General features: G+C 63.7%; 19 protein-coding genes. 14 read left to right on the plus strand and 5 right to left on the minus strand.

Translation table 11 applies throughout. The features are described from left to right. Nucleotides 1-45 precede the first annotated feature (45 nt). The 3 genes from ACRCSW_RS07540 to miaA form a co-directional block, all read right to left on the minus strand. Nucleotides 46-1,680 (minus strand): ABC transporter substrate-binding protein, encoded by a 1,635-nt coding sequence (locus ACRCSW_RS07540; RefSeq protein ID WP_438703904.1) that lies wholly within the window; start codon nucleotides 1,678-1,680, stop codon nucleotides 46-48. A 226-nt stretch (nucleotides 1,681-1,906) separates the two neighbouring features. Continuing rightward, complete coding sequence (locus tag ACRCSW_RS07545) at nucleotides 1,907-2,707, minus strand: helix-turn-helix domain-containing protein (RefSeq protein ID WP_438703906.1); 801 nt, start codon at nucleotides 2,705-2,707, stop codon at nucleotides 1,907-1,909. A gap of 175 nt (nucleotides 2,708-2,882) precedes the next feature. Next, complete coding sequence (gene miaA, locus ACRCSW_RS07550) at nucleotides 2,883-3,749, minus strand: tRNA (adenosine(37)-N6)-dimethylallyltransferase MiaA (RefSeq protein ID WP_438703907.1); 867 nt, start codon at nucleotides 3,747-3,749, stop codon at nucleotides 2,883-2,885. 92 nt (nucleotides 3,750-3,841) lie between these two features. Between miaA and pyrH the strand changes: the two genes are divergently transcribed. The 13 genes from pyrH to ACRCSW_RS07615 all read left to right on the plus strand — a co-directional run bounded on the left by pyrH (nucleotide 3,842) and on the right by ACRCSW_RS07615 (nucleotide 17,513). Further along, nucleotides 3,842-4,585, plus strand: coding sequence for a UMP kinase (gene pyrH, locus ACRCSW_RS07555; RefSeq protein ID WP_438703909.1), 744 nt, complete (start codon nucleotides 3,842-3,844; stop codon nucleotides 4,583-4,585). 291 nt (nucleotides 4,586-4,876) lie between these two features. After that, a complete protein-coding gene (gene frr, locus ACRCSW_RS07560; RefSeq protein ID WP_438703911.1) occupies nucleotides 4,877-5,440 on the plus strand; it encodes a ribosome recycling factor in 564 nt (187 codons plus the stop codon). Between the two features lie 40 nt (nucleotides 5,441-5,480). After that, complete coding sequence (uppS, locus tag ACRCSW_RS07565) at nucleotides 5,481-6,197, plus strand: polyprenyl diphosphate synthase (protein ID WP_438703912.1); 717 nt, start codon at nucleotides 5,481-5,483, stop codon at nucleotides 6,195-6,197. After that, nucleotides 6,194-7,003 (plus strand): phosphatidate cytidylyltransferase, encoded by an 810-nt coding sequence (locus ACRCSW_RS07570; RefSeq protein ID WP_438703913.1) that lies wholly within the window; start codon nucleotides 6,194-6,196, stop codon nucleotides 7,001-7,003. Before uppS ends, ACRCSW_RS07570 begins: the two co-directional genes overlap by 4 nt. A 3-nt stretch (nucleotides 7,004-7,006) precedes the next feature. Then, nucleotides 7,007-8,191: a 1-deoxy-D-xylulose-5-phosphate reductoisomerase gene (dxr, locus tag ACRCSW_RS07575; protein ID WP_438703915.1), complete on the plus strand. Its 1,185-nt coding sequence runs from the start codon at nucleotides 7,007-7,009 to the stop codon at nucleotides 8,189-8,191. Further along, nucleotides 8,192-9,523 (plus strand): RIP metalloprotease RseP, encoded by a 1,332-nt coding sequence (gene rseP, locus ACRCSW_RS07580; RefSeq protein WP_438703916.1) that lies wholly within the window; start codon nucleotides 8,192-8,194, stop codon nucleotides 9,521-9,523. It begins immediately after the preceding gene. 165 nt (nucleotides 9,524-9,688) lie between these two features. After that, on the plus strand, nucleotides 9,689-12,019 hold the full coding sequence (bamA, locus tag ACRCSW_RS07585) for an outer membrane protein assembly factor BamA (protein WP_438703968.1): 2,331 nt from the start codon (nucleotides 9,689-9,691) through the stop codon (nucleotides 12,017-12,019). 1 nt (nucleotide 12,020) lies between these two features. Continuing rightward, nucleotides 12,021-12,581 carry an OmpH family outer membrane protein gene (locus tag ACRCSW_RS07590; protein WP_438703917.1) on the plus strand — a complete coding sequence of 187 codons (561 nt, stop codon included), beginning with the start codon at nucleotides 12,021-12,023 and terminating at the stop codon, nucleotides 12,579-12,581. Nucleotides 12,582-12,680: 99 nt separating this feature from the next. Continuing rightward, nucleotides 12,681-13,130, plus strand: coding sequence for a 3-hydroxyacyl-ACP dehydratase FabZ (gene fabZ / locus ACRCSW_RS07595; RefSeq protein ID WP_438703918.1), 450 nt, complete (start codon nucleotides 12,681-12,683; stop codon nucleotides 13,128-13,130). Beyond that, on the plus strand, nucleotides 13,127-13,933 hold the full coding sequence (gene lpxA / locus ACRCSW_RS07600; protein WP_438703920.1) for an acyl-ACP--UDP-N-acetylglucosamine O-acyltransferase: 807 nt from the start codon (nucleotides 13,127-13,129) through the stop codon (nucleotides 13,931-13,933). The genes fabZ and lpxA overlap by 4 nt, the downstream gene beginning before the upstream one ends. After that, complete coding sequence (locus ACRCSW_RS07605; RefSeq protein ID WP_438703922.1) at nucleotides 13,930-14,736, plus strand: LpxI family protein; 807 nt, start codon at nucleotides 13,930-13,932, stop codon at nucleotides 14,734-14,736. Before lpxA ends, ACRCSW_RS07605 begins: the two co-directional genes overlap by 4 nt. Before the next feature lie 61 nt (nucleotides 14,737-14,797). Continuing rightward, on the plus strand, nucleotides 14,798-15,955 hold the full coding sequence (lpxB, locus tag ACRCSW_RS07610) for a lipid-A-disaccharide synthase (RefSeq protein ID WP_438703924.1): 1,158 nt from the start codon (nucleotides 14,798-14,800) through the stop codon (nucleotides 15,953-15,955). A gap of 121 nt (nucleotides 15,956-16,076) precedes the next feature. Further along, on the plus strand, nucleotides 16,077-17,513 hold the full coding sequence (locus tag ACRCSW_RS07615) for a peroxidase family protein (RefSeq protein WP_438703926.1): 1,437 nt from the start codon (nucleotides 16,077-16,079) through the stop codon (nucleotides 17,511-17,513). A gap of 51 nt (nucleotides 17,514-17,564) precedes the next feature. Here the strand turns inward: ACRCSW_RS07615 and ACRCSW_RS07620 are convergent, their stop codons facing one another. Both ACRCSW_RS07620 and mnmA read right to left on the minus strand, forming a co-directional pair. Continuing rightward, on the minus strand, nucleotides 17,565-18,062 hold the full coding sequence (locus ACRCSW_RS07620; protein ID WP_438703928.1) for a DUF2059 domain-containing protein: 498 nt from the start codon (nucleotides 18,060-18,062) through the stop codon (nucleotides 17,565-17,567). Beyond that, complete coding sequence (gene mnmA / locus ACRCSW_RS07625; protein ID WP_438703929.1) at nucleotides 18,059-19,204, minus strand: tRNA 2-thiouridine(34) synthase MnmA; 1,146 nt, start codon at nucleotides 19,202-19,204, stop codon at nucleotides 18,059-18,061. The genes ACRCSW_RS07620 and mnmA overlap by 4 nt, the downstream gene beginning before the upstream one ends. Before the next feature lie 123 nt (nucleotides 19,205-19,327). On the opposite strand from mnmA, the gene sciP reads away from it, so the two are divergent. Further along, nucleotides 19,328-19,606 carry a CtrA inhibitor SciP gene (gene sciP, locus ACRCSW_RS07630; RefSeq protein ID WP_438703969.1) on the plus strand — a complete coding sequence of 93 codons (279 nt, stop codon included), beginning with the start codon at nucleotides 19,328-19,330 and terminating at the stop codon, nucleotides 19,604-19,606. Nucleotides 19,607-19,610: the final 4 nt, after the last annotated feature.

The raw sequence follows: 19,610 nt of genomic DNA on the forward strand, positions 1-19,610 counted from the left end.
CTTCGCGAGCGGGGGCGTTCGTTCCCCGCTCGCGGCTTCAGCATCTCAGGCCAAGGACCACTTGTAGTGGTGATGCTCGAACGACGGGTGCTGCTCGAGGCCGACCAGACCCTCTTTGTGGTGGCGGAACAGCGAGCGCGAGAACGGGTTGATGATGTAGCCTTCCTCCTGGAGGATAGCCCCCATCTTCGCCGCAAGTTCCCGCCGCGCATCTGCGTCTGCCAGCGCCAGCGCCTGGGCCATCAAAGCGTCGAAATCAGGGTTGGCCATCGCGGTTTCGTTCCACGAACCCGTGGATGTATAGGCCAGCGACATGTTCTGCACCGCAAGCGGGCGGTGGTTCCAGGTCGTCGACGAGAACGGGTACTTCTGCCAGTCATTCCAGAAGGTCGAGCCCGGCATCACAGTGTGCTTGATGTTCATGCCGGCGTCTTTCAACTGCGCCTGCACTGCCGCAGTCGTTGCTGCCTCCCAGCCGTCATCAAGAGAGATGAGCTCGAACTCGGCGTCTTTCAGGCCTGCCGCTTCGATCGCCGCGGCCAGACCTGCCGGGTTGACGGTTTGCGCGGGCAGCGTCGGATACTCCGGATGGATCGGGAACATGTGGTGGTTTTCGCCGGTCTTGCCGAGATTGTTGTACCCCAGTTCCAGCACCACCGCAGGGTCGACTGCGAGTTGCACGGCCGAGCGGAGCGCCTTGTCCTTGTAGAGGTCAGAACTGGAGTTCATCCGCGCGACGATCGTCGATGCGGTGACAACCTCCTGTTTGATCAGCCCCATGCCATCAAGGATATCGATGAACTCGCCCACCGATTCGTAGTTCGTGTCAACTTCGTCAGACGAGAAGAGCGCGACCATCGCGGCAGGGTCGGTGCCGTAGTCGATGTACTGGATCTCGTCCAGCGGTGCAGTGCCGCCCCACCAGGTGTGGTTCGGCGCGCGCACGAGTGTCGCTTTCTGACCAACCGAGACCTCGCCCGGCACATAAGGACCGGTACCGATCGGGTTGGCGGAAGGATCCTGGCCGTCCTGGAACGACGAGTGCACCACCGCCGCGGGATAGTCGGCGAGGTTCGGGACAACAGCGATGTCCGAGGCGCTCAGGTTCAGCTGCACGGTCGCATCGTCGACCTTGACCACCGCACCTTCGCGCAGCGTCTTGGTGGCTTCGTCCACCAGGCCCGGGAAGCGCGATGCCATCGCGTTGCCCTCGACGTTGCCGTCGGTCCAGCGCGCGAAGTTGCGCACCACGTCATCGGCGGTGAAAGGCTCGCCGTTGTTCCAGGTCACGCCCTGGCGGACCTTAAGCGTGTACTGGGTGGCGTCGGCATTGGTCTCCCAGCTTTCCAGGAGGCGGCCCTCAAAGCTGCCATCGGGGTTGTACTGGATCAAGTACTCCAGCCAGCCACGGTAGACGTTGGCGATCTGCGGCCAGTCTGCCAGGCGCGGATCCTTGGTGCCCCTCACCTCCATCGCCACGCGAAGGACGCCGCCGACCTTCGCTTCTTGTGCGACGGCGGGGGCGGGCAGCCCGACGAGGCTGTAGGCTGCGACCGCCGAAACGCCGAGCGCCGTGGTCCGGGTTAGAAACTCACGGCGGTCGATTTTGCCATCGGCAAAGTCAACCGCATGTATCTTGGCTGCCGGATGCAGATCGGCAGCCTGAATCATGTCTTTCATTGTCGTCTCCCTATCAGACTTTTCTCTTGGTTTTTGGCAACACAACAACTCATGTTCGCGAGCAGCACGACCCTTGTGCCGGTTGGCCGTCGCAATTGCGAGCTTTGCGCACCCCCCACCTATTGCGCATTTTTTTCGACGCTACGTCAACGACTGCTTTCGTCACATGGCATCGCGTTTGCGACATGGGGCGGTCGAAACTGAGCCCGCAATCCAGCTTTCCCGACTAGCCGGCGCGGCGGAAAGCCGAGGGCGACTTGCCGGTCAAGTGCTGAAAGGCGCGGGTGAAGTAGGCGGGCGAGTTGAAGCCAAGCTGCTCGGCGATCTTGCCAACCGGGATCCTAGTCTCGGCCAGAAGCTTGCGCGCCTCGAAAATCCGCCGATCCTGCAGAAGCGCCGAGGCCGGGCGGCCGCAGGCGGTGTTGCAGCAGCGTGTCAGGTGGGTTGGGGTGACACCCAGAGCGGCGGCAAAGTCAGCCACATTCATGCCCGTGCGGAAGTTCCGCTCCAGAAGTGCGGTGTAGCGGGCCACAAGGCGGCGCGTCGCATCCAGGCGCGGGCCTTCCAGCGGGTCTGCCTTGCGGGACTGGCGTTCAAGCCAGACGCCAAGAAGGCCGACATAGGCCTCGGTCGCGCGATCATGGGCGGGGGTGTCGCTTTCAAGCTCACGTAGAATCGAATCAAGCAGGATGTTGACTTCATGCTGGGCGTGGACTTCCCGGATGCGCAGGTGGAGCGGCGACTTCGGCAAGACGACCGTGGGATCGCGGCCGAAGAAGACGGCGGTACCGAAAACCTGAGAGCCTGCCTCGAAGCCATGCATGACGCCTGGCGGGATGAAGACCGCATTATGTGCCGTGTAGCCGCGCGTCACCCCCGATATCGTGATGCGGCCCTGGCCTTTGGTGAACCACAAGAGGCAAGGTTCCGAGAGCGAACGCATCGCCTCGACCCGCCAGCGGCCACCGGAGGCGAGGCGGGGAATCGCCACAAGACGCAACTGGGACACGGGCGCGGGCTTCAGCATGATGGGGCAGATCCTTTGGGAGAGGCGCTGGCTGACGAAGTAAAGCAGTGCCGGACCGGCAACCCAAGCGAAATTCGCGACGGTAGGGGTGAGTTACCCACGAATGTTGTGTTTTTCTGTGCATAAGTCTGTGGACAAGCGTGAATCTGCTGAAGCTTCGGGCCGCAACGTCCGGTTATGGAAGGGAAAGCTGTCTCCAGTCCTTCATGTTCGATCTGAACCAGGTTCGCTGGCGTTTGGCGTACTGGCGGCTGGCGAGTGTGGCGGCCGTTACCGCGTCATCCAGCGTCATTTCCCCCTTGAGATGGGCAATGAGTTCCGGCCCCCCGATTGCCTTGGCGGAAGGACGTTTCGGGTCCCATCCGGGAAGGTTCGCCCGGACCTCGTCCAGGGCGCCCGCCGCCATCATCGCGGCGAAGCGCTGGTCTATGCGGGCGTTGAGCCAGGCAACGTCGGGAACAAGAACAAGGGCTTCGCTGTCTTTGATCGAAAGGAGGGGAGGCGGGGTCAGGTCCTGCCAGGCGGCAAGGCCCCGGCCTGTCGCGCGCAGGACCTCCCAAGCGCGCTGGACGCGGACGGGGTTCTGTTGGTCGATACGGGTGGCGGTGGCGGGGTCAAGCTCGGCAAGAAGGGCCTCGCGTCCCCCGGTCTGCATGCGGGCGTCTGCCTCGGCGCGGATTTCGGGGGGGACATCGGGGACCTCGGCGAGGCCACGGGTCAAGGCGTTGAAATTCAAGCCGGTTCCGCCGACGATCACGACGGGCCGGGCCAGAAGCGGAGCTACTTCGCGGAGCCAGTGGCCGACCGAATAGGGCTGATCCCGCGCGACATGGCCGTAAAGGGCGTGCGGAGCGGCGGCTTCGTCTTCCAGCGAGGGGCGGGCAGTCAGGATGCGCCAGTTCGCATAGACCTGCAGCGCATCGGCGTTGACGATCAGCCGGTTGTCACGCGCGGCAAGCTCCATCGCCAGGGCGGATTTTCCACCAGCCGTGGGCCCGGCGATAAGCACCGGCGCTTCGCGCGAGATGCTGTCGAGTTTCATCGCCGCTACCGCCCGATCCCCGGTTGAACCTCCCGCGGTTTTGCGACATTTTGCGGCCTAGTCCAACGAGAAAACGAAATACAGGGGGTGTCATGTCCGACAAAGCCACCGAAGCCACGGCTGCGGTCACGAAGTACACCCGCGTCATGCTGAAGATATCGGGCGAAGCGCTCATGGGGGATCAGGGCTATGGCCTGCACCCCCCGACCGTCGCGCGGATCGCGCAGGAAGTGAAATCGGTCCACGAGCTGGGGGTCGAGATCTGCATGGTCATCGGGGGCGGCAATATCTTCCGGGGCTTGCAGGGCAGCGCCCAGGGGATGGAGCGGACGACTGCCGACTACATGGGGATGCTCGCAACCGTGATGAACGCGCTGGCGATGCAGTCGGCCCTGGAGACGATCGGGATTTATACCCGTGTCATCAGCGCAATCCCGATGGATCAGGTCTGCGAACCCTATATCCGTCGCCGGGCTGTCCGCCACCTGGAGAAGAAGCGGGTCTGCATTTTTGCAGCCGGGACTGGAAACCCGTACTTCACGACCGATACGGCGGCCACGCTGCGGGCCTCGGAGATGGCCTGCCAGGCGATCTTCAAGGGGACAAAGGTGGACGGGGTCTATGACAAGGACCCGAAAAAGCACGCGGATGCAAAGCGTTATGATCATGTGACCTATGACGAGGTCCTCGAGAAGCACCTGGGCGTGATGGACGCGACCGCAATTGCCTTGGCCCGCGACAACGATCTGCCGATCATTGTCTTCAGCCTGGATGAACCCGGCGGTTTCCGGGGGATCCTGGCGGGGCAGGGAACCTATACCCGCGTTCAGGGGTAAGGCTGCAAGCCGTTTCAACGCCGCGGTTTTTATGGAAGCCTGACGCAAGGCGACACCCGTCTTGGTGTATCATGCGCTTCGGGTCGGCAGGTTTTCTGCCGCAGGCCCGCTTTCTTTCAATGCATTTCAAGGAGCGACGGTCATGGGCAGTGCCTGACGCCGGGTGTGCGGTAGGCCGGCGCTGATCGTGGGGCGACAGGGGGCATTGGCACAGCCTGTACTTTCGCACAGTCTTGCGGCATAGGAAGCCTGGAAACGGGCAGTTTTGCCCCCGGGCTATGAAGCGAACGCATGTCTGACGATCTTGAAATCGACACTGATGCCATTCAGCGCCGCATGGATGGCGCGCTGTCTTCCTTGCGTGCCGAATTTGCCAGCCTTCGCACTGGCCGCGCCTCGGCCTCGATCGTTGAGCCGATTCAGGTGGAGGCTTACGGCCAGATGACGCCGATCAACCAGCTTGGCACAGTGAACGTGCCCGAGCCGCGGATGGTGGTGATCAATGTCTGGGACAAGGCGATGGTGGGCAAGGTCGAGAAGGCGATCCGCGAAAGCGGCATCGGGATCAATCCCGTTACCGACGGCCCGCTGATCCGGCTGCCGATCCCGGAGCTGAACGAAGAGCGCCGCCGCGAATTAACCAAAGTTGCGGCCCACTATGCCGAAAGCGCGAAAGTTGCGATTCGCAACGTGCGGCGCGACGGAATGGACCAGATCAAGCGGGCGAAGACGCAAGGCATGGGCGAAGACGATCAGAAGTTCTGGTCTGACGAAGTGCAGGAACTGACCGACAAGGCGATTGCCGCCGTCGACAGGGCGCTTGAGGCCAAACAGCAGGAGATCATGCAGGTCTGACCTGCTGGCGGGAGAGTAGCTTTTGTCGAAAGACCTGCGGATGGAACCTGCCCTTCGGTCGGTGAACCATCTGGCTATCATCATGGATGGCAATGGCCGGTGGGCGACGCAGCGCGGCTGGGCCAGGCTTGTGGGCCACCGCAAGGGCGTCGAGCGGGTGCGCGAGATCGTGCGCGCGGCCCCGGATCTTGGGATCAAGTGGCTGACGCTTTATGCGTTCTCGACCGAGAACTGGAAGCGGTCGACCGAGGAAGTACTTGGCCTGATGGCCATCTTTGCCCGCTACATCGAGCGTGAGGCAGACCGACTGGCCAAGGCGGGCGTGCGGATGCGCTTCATCGGCGACCGTTCGCGGCTGGACCCGAAGCTCCAGCGCCTGATGGCGGGAATCGAGGCGCGGACTGCGGGCCTTGATCTTCTCAACCTCACCGTGGCCGTCAACTATGGCGGGCGGGACGAAATCGTTCGGGCGGCGCGCCGAGTCGCTGAAGCAGCGGCCGAGGGTATCCTGGACCCGAAGCACGTGACCGAGGCGGCGTTCTCGGATCGGCTGGACACCGGCGGGCTGCCGGACCCGGATCTTGTCGTCCGGACAAGTGGCGAGACGCGGACCTCGAACTTCCTGCCCTGGCAGGCGGCCTACTCGGAATACGAATTCACCGAAACGCTCTGGCCCGATTTCACCCCGGAAGAGCTGGCCGCGATCCTCCAGCGCTTTTCCAACCGCGAGCGGCGGTTTGGCGGGGTCCTGCGGTGACGGATCCCGGGCCTGCTCCTGCAGGAAAGTGGGCGGACCTTCGGACGCGCATTCTGTCGGCGGCCGTCATGGTGGCGGTGGGCGCTCTGGAAATCTGGCTGGGCGGCACTGCGTTCGCGGCACTGGTTGTCGCGCTGACGGCGGTGATGATCTGGGAACTAGCAAGCATGACGGCTCCGAGCCGGCAACGGTCGCCCATGGTATTGGCGGCCGCGGCCGGGGTCGCGCTGATGCTGGCGCTGGTGCTGCGAACGGACATTGCCGCCCTTTTCCTGATGGCGCCGACGCTCATGCTTCTGGCGACGACAAGGCACGACCGGCGGCTGGCGGGGGCCTATGCGCTTGCGATCATGCTCGCGGGCTACGGGCTTGTCACCTTGCGCTTCGGGGCGGGGACGCCCGCGATCCTGTGGCTGGTGGCGGTGGTCGTGGCCTCGGACGTGCTGGGCTACTTCGCGGGCCGGATGCTTGGCGGGCCGAAGTTCTGGCCTGCGGTCAGCCCGAAGAAGACCTGGTCAGGTACCGTAGTTGGCTGGCTTGGCGCGGCTTTGGTGGGCGTTGGGTATGTGGTTTTCCAAGGTGCGGACTGGCTTTTGGTGCCTTTGTCCGCGCTGGTGGCCTTTGCCGGGCAGATGGGGGATATCGCGGAAAGCTGGGTCAAGCGGCGGGCGGGGGTGAAGGATGCCTCGAACCTCATCCCCGGCCATGGCGGCGTTCTGGACCGGTTCGATGCGCTGATCGGTGCTGTGGTTGCCGTCATGGCACTTGGCCTTGTGGCACCCGTGTCGACGTTGTTCGGAGGCTGAGGGGTGCGGAGCATCTCGATCTTCGGCGCGACCGGGTCGGTCGGCGAGCAGACGGTCGATCTTCTGCTGCGGGCCGGGGGTGCCAACGCGTTTCGCGTGGTGGCGCTGACCGGAGGCCGGAACGTGGCGCGGCTGGCCGAGATGGCGCGCGAGCTGCGGGCAGAGATCGCGATCTGCGCGGATGACGCCGGGCTTGCGGAACTGCGCGAGCGGTTGGCAGGATCGGGCGTTGCTGCGGCGGCAGGGGCGGGGGCGATTGCCGAAGCGGCGGATCGGCCCGCCGACTGGGTGATGAGCGCGATTGTCGGCGCCGCGGGTCTGGTGCCGGGGTTCCGGGCGCTGCGGCACGGGCGGACGCTGGCGCTGGCCAACAAGGAAAGCCTTGTCACGGCGGGGCCTTTGCTGATGACCGAGGCCGCGGCGCATGGCGCACGGATCCTGCCGGTCGACAGTGAGCATTCGGCGATCTTCCAGGCGCTGGTGGGCGAAGATATCGGGGCGGTCGAGCGGATCATCCTGACAGCTTCGGGCGGCGCGCTCAGGGACTGGCCGCTGGAGGCACTGGCGCGGGCGACAGTGCAGGAGGCGATGGCGCATCCGAACTGGGCGATGGGGCAGCGGATCACCATCGATTCGGCCAGCATGTTCAACAAGGCGCTGGAAGTCATTGAAACGCGTGAGTTCTTCGGGATCGCGCCAGAGCAGATCGAAGTGATCCTGCATCCCGAAAGCCTGATCCATTCGATGGTGGGGTTCCGTGACGGCGCGATCATGGCGCATATGGGGGCGCCCGACATGCGCCATTCCATCGGTTACGCCTTGAACTGGCCGGACCGTCAGGCGCTCCCGGTGGCGCGGCTGGACCTTGCGCAGATCGCCACGCTGACCTTCCGGGCTCCGGATCTTGCGCGCTATCCTGCCCTGCGGCTCGCGCGCGTCGTGATGGCTCGTCGGGGTCTTGCGGGCGCGGCGTTCAATGCGGCGAAGGAGGTGGCGCTGGACCATTTCCTGGCTGGGGGGATCGGCTTCATGGACATGTCCGGCGTGGTCGAAACGGCGCTTGAAGCCCTGGATGCGGAACTTGGCGACGAAAAGACAAACATCTGCCTTGAGGATGTGCTGGCAATGGACCATCTCGCACGGGTAAGAGCGGGCGAAGTCGCGCGCGGCATGGCAGGAGAGCGGTAGATGGAAGCCTTGGTTGCGGCATTGGGCGGTACGGCCTGGACTGTGCTTTTCTTCATCGTCGGGCTTTCGATCATCGTCTTCGTGCACGAATACGGGCACTACATCGTGGGCCGCTGGACTGGGATTCACTCGGAAGTGTTCTCCGTCGGCTTCGGTCCGGTCCTGTGGAGCCGCACCGACCGCCGCGGAACCCGCTGGCAGATCGCGGCGATTCCCTTCGGCGGTTATGTGAAATTCCTGGGCGATGCCGATGCGTCTTCGGTGCGGTCCACAGACGTCTCGGGCCTGTCCGCGGCAGAGCGGCGGCACACGATGGCGGGGGCACCGCTCTGGGCCCGCTCGGCCACGGTTTTTGCCGGGCCGCTGGCGAACTTCATCCTTTCTTTCGCGCTGTTTGCCGGTCTGACACTGGCAATGGGCGTCGTGAATGAAACCCCTTCCGTCGGCAAGATGCGGGCGCTGCCGGCCGTCGGCGAAAGCCTGAAGGAGGGGGATGTCATTCTCGCCCTAGACGGCCAAAAGACGCCGGATTGGGAGAGCTTTGGCTTGGTTTCCGAAGGCTTGTTGGGCAAGGCAACTGTTGTCTACACAGTGCGACGCGGAGCTGAAGAGGTGTCAGTGAGCGGGCCACATCCCCAAGCGGTGATCGTAGCCGAAGTGTCGATTCGATCGGCAGCGTTGGATGCCGGTATCATGATCGGTGACATCGTGCTCAAGGCCGGGGGGCAGGACATCAAGGATTTCGACCAGTTGGTACAGATCGTGACGTCAAGCGGGGGAAAACCGGTGCCTCTGACGATCTGGCGTGACGGGAAGACTTTTGACCTGTCGCTGACGCCCAGATTGCGCGTCGCGCCAGACAACAAAACCGGGGAACTGACCGAGCGTTACCTTTTGGGTCTGGGGAGCGGACTGGTTTTCGAGCCCGGGCTTCGTGCGGCGGGACCCTGGGATGCCGTTTCAGTTGCGGGCCAGAACATGTGGCGGACCGCCGAGGCAAGTTTCGAGGGTCTCAAGAAGATGATCCAGGGCCTCATCAGCACGTGCGGACTGTCGGGCGCGATCGGGATGGCAAAGACTATCGGCGATGCGGCGCGCATTGGCGTGGAGACGTTGATCGCTGTGCTTGCGGCGCTTTCGCTGGGCATCGGCATCATAAATCTGTTCCCTATCCCCGTTCTCGACGGTGGTCATCTGATGTTCCACGCATACGAAGCGGTGACGCGGCGCAAACCTTCCGAGCGTGTTTTGGGCGTGCTTATGACTGTCGGGCTTACAGTAGTCCTGTCGCTGATGATCTTTGCTTTAAGCCGCGATCTGATGTGCGCCTGAAAAGCCTGGACGGGCGCAAGGTCAGCAAAGCCTTACCTGCGGTCTTTGCCCTGTTACCACAACATGTTGGAAACTTATCCACAGGGACCGCAGGCTTTTGACAAAGCTTGCCTTTCCCGATAGTCAATCCGGTAACAAGAAATACGGCGAGGATGCAAAATGCGGATGACCCAAAGCGCGGCCAAGGGGCGGTCGTTCAGGGCAACATCAAGGGCTCGTCTCTTGGCCACCGCGATTTTCATCGGCGCCGCAACGGTTTCGCAACCGTTCCTGATGCCAGCCTATGCGCAGGTCTTTTCGTTTTCGAACGTGACCATCGAAGGCAATGAGCGCGTCGATAGCGCGACGATCCTCAACTATGCCGGAATCAGCCGGGGGGAAGAGGTCACGGCAGGCGCTCTGAACGACGCCTACCAGCGCATTCTGAACTCGGGTCTCTTCGAGACGGTTGAACTGATCCCGCAGGGTTCGACGCTGCTGATCCGGGTCGTCGAATACCCCATCGTCAATGTGATCAGCGTTGAAGGCAACAAGCGGCTGAAGGACGAACGGCTCCTGGAACTGATCCAGTCGCAGTCGCGCCGGATCTATTCGCCAAGCCTCGCGGAAGCGGATGCTGCGGCGATGGCCGAGGCGTACCGGGTTGCCGGACGGCTGGCAGCGACGGTGACGCCGAAGATCATCCGCCGCTCGGGCAACCGGGTAGATCTGGTGTTCGAAGTGACCGAGGGCCGCGTGGTCGAGATCGAGCGGCTGTCCTTCGTCGGCAACAAGGCGTTTTCCGACCGTCGTCTGCGGCAGGTGCTGGAGACGAAACAGGCTGGGTTCCTGCGCAACCTCATCCAGCGCGATACGTTCGTGGCCGAGCGGCTGGAAGTGGACAAGCAGGTTTTGACCGAGTTCTACCGGTCGCGCGGGTACATCGATTTTCAGGTGCTGGACGCGAGCGCCGAGGTCAGCCGCGAGCGCGATGCAACCTTCGTGACGTTCACCGTGCGCGAAGGCCTGCCCTTCACGATAGGCAAGATCACAACGGTTTCGGAAGTCGAGGGGCTGGACGCCGCCGAGTTCGAGGCGGTGCAGAAAATCCGCACCGGGCAGACCTATAACCCGCTTCTCATCGACAACAACATCACGCGGATGGAGAATCTGGCCCTGAGGAAAGGCCTGAACTTCATCCGGGTCGAGCCGCGGATCACCCGGGACGAACGGGGGCAGGCGGTCGACATCGAGTTTGCGATCGTCCGGGGCGAGAAGGTCTTTGTCGAAAGGATCGACATCGAGGGCAACACGACGACGCTCGACCAGGTGATCCGGCGCCAGTTCCGCACGGTCGAGGGCGACCCCTTCAACCCGCGCGAAATCCGCCAGTCCGCCGAGCGTATCCGTGCCCTTGGCTTCTTTGCCGACGCGCAGGTCAATGCCGATCAGGGCTCGGGTCCCGATCAGGTGGTCGTGAACGTCGATGTCGAAGAGCAGCCGACCGGGTCCTTGAGCTTTGGTTTGAGCTATTCGGTCGCCAGCGGCGCGGGGTTCAACATCGGGTTTTCCGAGACGAACTTCCTCGGCCGCGGGCAGAGGCTGTCTTTGGCGATCTCGACCGCTTCGTCGAACCAGAATTCCAGCTTCAGTTTCACCGAGCCTGCTCTGCTCGGTCGGGACCTCAGCTTCACGGTTGGTGGGTTCTATCGGACGTCCGAGTCCGACTTCTCGGTCTATGACACGCGCAACATCGGTTTTTCAACCGGGATTGGTTTCCCGTTGGGCGAGCAGTCCTCGCTCGACCTGCGGGTAGGGATCTCGGAAGACAAGCTTTTCAACTACACCGGCACTTCGGCGATCATCTCCTCCGAAGTCGCGCAGGGTGCGCTTACCACGGTGTCGCTTGGCTACACCTATGAGTATGACACGCGGATCACCGGCTTGAATCCGAAGGGCGGGATTTTGCTGCGCTTCGGTCAGGACTATGCGGGGCTGGGTGGCGACACCGAGTACATAAAGACCACGGCCCTTGCGCTGGCCGAGACGAAGGTCCTGAATGAGGAAGTCACGTTGCGGGCCATCTTCGAAGGCGGAGCGGTCACGTCGCTTGGCGGGAATGTCACCCGGGTGACCGACCGCTTCTTCGGCAACGGCAAGATTCGCGGCTTTGAGCCGAACGGGATCGGCCCGCGCGATCTTTCGACGCCTGAACAGGATGCGCTTGGCGGGAACCTCTTTGTGGTGGCGCGGTTTGAAGCCGACTTCCCGCTTGGCCTGCCCGAAGAGTACGGCATAACGGGCGGCGCTTTCCTCGACGTGGGTTCGGTCTGGAGCCTGGATAACGACGGTGGCGGCGCGGTCGACGACAGCTTCATCCCGCGCGCCTCGATCGGGTTGTCGGTGTTCTGGGATACTCCCATCGGGCCTTTGCGCTTCAACTTCAGCCATGCGCTGAAGAAGGAAGACTACGACAAGGATCAGAGCTTCGACCTGACCGTGTCGACCAGGTTCTGAGATGCGACCGGGGCGCACGCTCTGGCGCGCCGGTCAACTGGCCCTGTCAGCCGCCGCGATCGCGGTCTTTGCCACATCGTCCCTTGCCCAGGACGCGGCAACACCGATCCTGACTTTGGATCAGGATCGGTTCTTCGTGGAATCCGCCTTCGGACAAGCCGCTCTGGAGCGTCTGCGGGTGGCGACCGAAGCGCTGGAACAGGAAAACAAGCGGATCGAGGCCGAGCTTGTCGCAGAGGAGCTGTCGCTGACCGAGCTTCGCAAATCACTGCCGCCCGAGGAGTTCGCAGCGAAAGCCGACGAGTTCGATGCCAAGGTCGAGCGTATCCGGGCAGAGCAGGATGCAAAGACCCGTGCGGTTACCGAAGGCCGGGAAAAGGACCGCCAAGACTTCCTTAAGGTGGCCGTGCCGGTCCTGGGCGAGCTCATGAGCGAGAAGCAGGCCTTGGTCATTCTGAACAAGAGCACGGTCATTCTGTCGCTGTCTGCGATCGATATCACGGATGAGGCGATTGCCAAGGTCGATGCGGCGCTGGCCGATCCCGACCCGCCAACACCATAAGGCTCGTGCGCGAACTTGTCTCCCAGGGTACGACTTGCTAGCTAGACCGGAAAGTCGTGTGTCGTTTTGAGGGGAAGGGTCAGCACAATGGATACAGCCGTGACAAAAACCGCCGATCTGGAGCTGATCCAGCGGATCATCCCGCACCGCTATCCGTTCCTGCTGATCGACAAGGTGCGGGATGTCGTCATCAACGAATCCTGCGTTGGCATCAAATGCATCACCCTGAACGAGCCGCAGTTCCAGGGGCATTTCCCCGGAATGCCGATCTTTCCTGGCGTGATGATCATCGAGGCGATGGCGCAGACCTCGGGCGTGCTGGTCGGGCTGTCGATGGATCTGGTCGACAAGAACGCCAACGTGTTCTTCATGGGGGTCGATGGGGTGAAATTCCGCCGCAAGGTGGTGCCGGGCGATGTGCTGGAGCTTCACGTGCGTGCGCTTCGTGGCGGCGGTCGGGTCTGGAAGTTCGAGGGGCACGCAAAGGTCGACGGCGAGCTGGCCTGCGAGGCCACCTTCATGGCGATGTTCGACGTTCCGAAAGCATGAGCATTCACTCTACAGCCCAAGTGCATGCCTCGGCCGTGGTCGAACCCGGCGCGGTGATCGGCGAGGGCTGCAGGATCGGGCCGTTCTCGGTTGTAGGCGCCGAGGTCACGCTTGGTGCGCGCGTGGAGCTGAAAAGCCATGTGGTCGTGACCGGCTGGACCGAAGTCGGCGAGGATACGGTGATCTTTCCGTTCGCCACGGTCGGCGAGGTGCCGCAGGATCTGAAGTATGTGGGCGAACACACCCGGCTGATCGTGGGCAAGCGCTGCCGGATCCGCGAAGGCGCCACGCTCAACACCGGAACCGAAGGCGGCGGCGGCGTGACCCGGGTTGGCGACGATGTACTGATCATGACCGGGGCGCATGTGGGGCATGACGCGCAGATCGGGGACCGGGTGATCCTTGTAAACGACGTGGCCATTGCCGGGCATTGCGTCCTCGGCGACGATGTCATCGTGGGTGGTCTTTCGGGCGTCCATCAATGGGTGCGGATCGGGCAGGGCGCGATCATTGGCGCGGTCACGATGGTGACCAATGACGTCATTCCCTACGGGCTTGTGCAGGCGCCTCGGGGCGAGCTCGACGGGCTGAACCTTGTGGGGTTGAAGCGCCGGGGGGTCGACCGGGCCGGGATCACGGCGCTTCGGGCGGCCTACCAGACGCTGGCGCAGGAGGAGGGGAGTTTCCTCGACCGGGCGCGGAAGCTGGCAGAGGAAAGCGACAACCCTCTCGTCCGCGAGATTGCGGACTTTATCCTGTCGAAGTCGGACCGGAGCTTCCTGACCCCGAAGGGCGGGCGGTGAGGACGGCCCTTATCGCCGGGCAGGGTGGCTTGCCGCTGGCCCTGTCCGAAGCAATGCCAGAGCGGCCCCTGGTCGCGGCGATGGAGGGTTTCGCACCCGAAGGCCTTTCGGTTGACCTGAGCTTCCGGGTCGAGCGGCTGGTGCCGTTCCTGCGGGCACTGACGCGAGACGGCATCACCCAGGTGGTCTTTGCCGGGGCCGTCACCCGGCCAAGGCTTGATCCGGCGCTTCTCGATGAGGGCACCGCGGCGATGTTGCCCAGGCTGATGCAGGCAATGGCGGCCGGCGACGATGCAACGCTGCGCGCGGTTCTCGAGATTTTCGAAGAGGCCGGGTTTGCGGTCGCGGGGGTTGAGGACATCGCGCCCGACCTGATGCCCAAAGCCGGGGTGCTGGCCGGAACCGTGACCCCACAGGATACGGCGGATGCCGCAAGGGCTGCGGCGATTGTCGCGGCACTCGGGGCAGTTGATGTGGGGCAGGGGGCGGTGGTGGCCCAAGGCGCCTGCCTGGCCGTCGAGGCGTTGCCGGGAACGGATGCGATGCTGGCATCGGTTGCGGCGCTGCCTCCGGGTCTTCGGCCCGATCCCGCGCGGGGGCGGGGGGTCTTCTACAAGGCTGCGAAACCTGGGCAGGACCGGCGGATCGACCTGCCGACCTTGGGGCCGGACAGCATCCGCCATGTTGCGGCGGCGGGGCTTGGGGGCGTGGCATTTCAGGCGGGAGAGGTGATCTGTCTCGATCTGGCGAGGATGAAGGCCCTGGCTGGGGAACTGGGGCTTTTCCTTTGGGCACGCGGCTGATGCGAGCGTGGCGGCTCATCGTGTCGCTGCGCTCGCTCTTCGCGGATCGTGGGGTCCGACCGTGAAGCTCTTCCTGATCGCGGGTGAGCCGTCGGGCGATCGTTTGGGGGCCGCGCTGATGGCGGGGCTCAAGACACTTTCGCCGAACGTGGAGTTTGCAGGTGTCGGCGGGCCGCTGATGCAGGCCGAGGGAATGACCAGCCTTTTCCCCATGGAAGAGCTTTCGGTGATGGGGATCGCCGAGGTACTCCCCAAGTACCTGCACCTGAAGCGCCGCATCCGCGAGGCCGCCGAGGCGGCGCTGGCGAGCGGCGCCACCGCGCTTGTCACCATCGACTCGCCTGATTTCTGCCTGCGGGTCGCGAAGCTGGTAAAGGCCGCCCGACCGGGGTTCCGGACGATCCACTACGTTGCTCCGTCCGTCTGGGCCTGGCGACCGGGCCGGGCCGCGAAGATGGCCCGGGTCATCGATCATGTGCTGGCCCTTCTGCCGTTCGAGCCGCCCTACATGACCGCCACTGGCATGACGTGCGATTTCGTCGGTCACCCGGTCGTGGCCGAACCTTTGGCCTCGGCCGAGGAAGTGGCCGCATTTCGGGGCGAGGGACCGCTCATTCTGGTACTGCCGGGCTCGCGGCAAAGCGAAGTCCGCCGCCTCGCCCCAGTATTCGGTGATGTCGTCGGTCGCCTGCAGGCCGGTCATCCGGGGTTGCGGGTGGCTTTGCCAACCGTCCGGGGCGTGGCGGCGCTCGTCAACGACTTGACCAGAAGCTGGCCGGTCCGACCCGAGATCATCGAAGACGCGGGTCGGAAACGCGGAGCCTTTGCGGCTGCAGACCTGGCGCTCGCGGCATCCGGCACGGTGTCGCTGGAACTCGCGGCGGTTGGCTGCCCGATGGTGATCGCCTATGACATGCACCCCGTCAGCTGGTGGCTCATGCGGCGGGCGGCGCTGATCGATACGGTGACGCTGGTGAACCTTGTCAGCGAAACGCGCGTCGTGCCGGAGTTCCTGGGACCAGCCTGTCGGCCCGAGAACATCGCCCCCGCGCTCGAGGCGCTGCTGAAGGACAGTTCTGCGCAAAACCTGGCCATGGCACTGACGATGGAGCGGCTGGGACGGGGTGGAGAGCCACCAGGCCTCCGCGCGGCGCGGTCGGTTTTGGCGGCGCTGGAGCGGGAAAACACGCCCAAAGGGGACTCACGACCGCACCCGTAGCCGAAATTGACACAATTTTGACGGTGAGCGTGGTATTGTTGCGATGTCCCATTTTTCGGGGCGTGTTTCTAGACCCGTTTTTCGCAGCTTTTTCCATCACCCATTCAAATGGAGCTTTTCCATGCACGGATTCAACTATCGTGAACCGCAGATCCCCCGCAGTCGCTTCAACGAGCCCGGCCGGTTCGGTCGCATGTTCCCCTGGTTGCGCGGACTGAAGTCCTTCACGCCGGGGCCGGACGATCTTGGTGCGGTTGGGGGCCCGATGGACGGCGGCAACCCGCCCCCGAACGATACCACCCAGAACAACGCTCGCATCAGGGCGGGCTATACCTTCCTTGGCCAGTTCATCGACCACGACCTAACGCTCGACATCACCTCGATCCTTGAGCGTCAGGTCGATGTGGACGGAACGACGAACTTCCGCACGCCCGCGCTTGAACTCGATTCGATCTACGGGCTTGGCCCGGCCGTTCAGCCCTATCTTTACGACCAACCCCAGGGCGGCAAGCTTCTGATCTCGGCCGATGGCACCGATCTGCAGCGCAACGCGCAGGGCCGTGCGATCATCGGCGATCCGAGAAACGACGAGAACATCCTGATCTCGCAACTGCATCTTCTGTTCATCAAGTTCCACAACAAGGTCTACGATACCGAGTTCGCCGACATGCCGCATGGCCGGGCCCGGTTCGAGGCGGCACAGACCTTCGTGCGCTGGCATTATCAGTGGCTGGTGATGAACGAATTCCTGCCGCGGATCGTAGGCACCACGCGCGCCGAGGCAGAGATTGCCTCGCCGACTTACGAGTTTCCGACCGAACACGCGTTCATGCCGGTCGAATTCAGCGTTGCGGCCTATCGGTTCGGCCACAGCCAGGTGCGGCCAGGCTATCTGGTCGGGGCGGGACGTGGGGCGGCGCTCTTTCCCGGTGATGCGGACGCGGCCTTTGGCACAGGCGACCTGCGTGGCTTCCGTCCGGTCCCGCCGGAGCTTCTGGTCGACTGGGCCTTCTTCTTCGGTCCCGGCGGCCAAGGCCTTCCGGCGCAGGCCAGCAAGAAGGTCGACACGCTGATCTCGACAGTCCTTCTGCAATTGCCCACCGGGGTCATCCCCCAGGGCGACACTCTGGTCGGCAAGCGCCGCTCGCTCGCCTCGCGCAACCTGCAGCGCGGGATCGACATGAACCTGCCCTCGGGCCAGTCCCTCGCCTGCCACCTGCGCATCCCCGCCCTGACCGAAGCCCAGATCTGGACCACGAACGGCGCGAAGGTCGGCAGCGGGCCGGCGCCGCTCTGGTTCTACTGCCTGCGGGAAGGCGAAGTTCGGACCGGCGGCGCACGGCTTGCGGGCGTAGGCGCAGCCGTCGTGGCGCGCACGTTTGTGGCGCTGATGATGAAGGACAAGGCTTCGTACCTGGTGCAGGACCCGAGCTTCGTGCCGAAGCTTGGCTCGGGCGGGCGGTTCAGGATGACCGACCTCGTGAACTACACGCTGGGCGGCAATCTTGTCTCGGAGGACCTGTTCGCCCTGCCAGGCGACGAAGACCTCGTGGCCTGATCTGTATCTCTAAGGCGGGACGGCCGGGTCATGGCCGTCCCGGACTTCGGGTCAAGGTTGCGTCGTCGGCGCTGCGGGCGGTGCCTCGCCATTGATGATCGCAAGGACCTTCGGCATGAGCGTGCTCATGTTTTCGTTGATCAGGGCCATGATCCCCGGCTGCTGTGCGGCGGTCAGCTGGGGCAGCTTCGCCATCACCGAACGACCCTCGGGCGTCGCGTAGAAATCGCGCAGCGCGGTAAGCTCTGCAAGCGTCATCATGTCGGCCATGATCTGGGACTGATCACGCATGAGCTTGTTCATCGGCTCGGTGAAGGTGTCGAGGTAAAGCTGGCGGATTTGGCCAACCTGGTCTTCGCTAAGCGTCTGCCCACCCGCCGCGACCTGTTGCAGGACCGGCTGATACATCGTCTCGATCATCGCCGACATGTCGAAGCCTTGCAGCGCAAGCTCGACATATTCCTTGGCGACGGCCACCCTCTCCTCGCGCGTTTCGGCCAGCGCGGGAAGGGGAAGGGCGAGCAGGCCCGCCAGCATAAGAGCTTTCACGAGTAGGTTCCTTTCCAGATCCAGCCGCCACCGAAAATGCGCGAGCCGTCGGGGGCATAGAAGACGCAAGCTTGGCCCGCGCTCACCCCGTCTTCCGGGGCAAGCAGTTCCACTTCGGCGGTCGTGGCACCCGTCGGGCGGATGATCGCCTCGCGCGGCGGGCGGGTCGAGCGGACTTTGACCTTCAGATGCCATTCCGGCTGACTGTCAAAGGCGGCATCGCCCAGCCAGTTGATCTCTTTCACCGGGATGATCCGGGTCGACAGCGCCTCTTTCGGGCCGACGATGACCTGCCGTGTCGCCGGGTCAAGGCGGAGCACGTAAAGCGGCTCTTCAAGCCCCCCGATGCCCAAGCCTTTCCGCTGGCCGATGGTGTAGTGGATCACGCCCCGGTGCTCACCCAGGACGTTGCCGTCAAGGTCGACGATCTGGCCGGGGTCGGCAGCACCTGGGCGGAGCTTTTCGATCACAGCCGCATAGTTGCCGTTCGGAACGAAGCAGATGTCCTGGCTGTCGGGTTTGTCGGCGACAGGCAGCCCGTACTTCGCGGCCAGCGCGCGGGTCTCGGCTTTCGATGCAAGATGGCCAAGCGGGAAGCGCAGGTAGGACAGCTGATCCGGTGTCGTCGAGAACAGGAAATAGCTCTGGTCGCGCGCAGGGTCGGCGGCCTGATGCAGCTCGGGGCCATGGCTCCCAAGTTTCCGCTGGATGTAATGCCCGGTCGCCATGCAATCGGCCTCAAGGTCCTTGGCCGTGGCCAGAAGGTCCTTGAACTTCACCCGTTCGTTGCAGCGGATGCAGGGAACGGGCGTCGCACCCGCCAGATAGGCGTCGGCGAATTCCTCGATCACCGCCTCGCGGAAGGTGTTTTCGTAGTCGAGCACGTAATGCGGAAAGCCCATGGTTTCGGCCACACGGCGGGCGTCATGGATGTCGCGGCCCGCGCAGCAGGCACCTTTCTTGGCCAGCGCCGCCCCGTGATCGTACAGCTGCAGCGTGACGCCCACGACGTCATAGCCTTCCTCGGCCAGCATCGCGGCCACGACACTGGAATCGACACCCCCGGACATGGCGACGACGACCCGCGTTTCGGACGGGGGTTTCGGCAGGCCGAGTGAGTTCAGTGCGGCGTCGCGCGGCATCGGATTGTCCGGGTTACGGGAATGATGGGCAATATATGAAAATGCTGTGCACTCTCAATCCCCTGTTTCAGGATTGATTAAGCCTGATGGGACATTCTGCCCGAAATCAATGAGGGAACGATGATGTTTCTCAAACGTGTGGACGGGCCGCGGCAGGTAACCTTGCCGGATGGCAGCATTCTCAGCCGGGCGGATCTGCCGGCTGCCGACACGAGACGCTGGGTGGCCAGCCGCAAGGCGATCGTGGTCAAGGCGGTGGTCTATGGTCTGATCTCGGAGAAGGACGCGCTGGAGCGGTATGGCCTTTCGGATGAAGAGTTCGGGCTTTGGCGGACGGCGGTGGCAAAGCACGGCGATGATGGCCTGAAAGTCACAGCGATCCAGAAATACAGACAACTTTAAGTTG

Origin of the sequence: Tabrizicola sp. (assembly GCF_051645465.1) — a bacterium.
In the GTDB taxonomy this organism is placed as follows: Bacteria; Pseudomonadota; Alphaproteobacteria; order Rhodobacterales; family Rhodobacteraceae; genus Tabrizicola.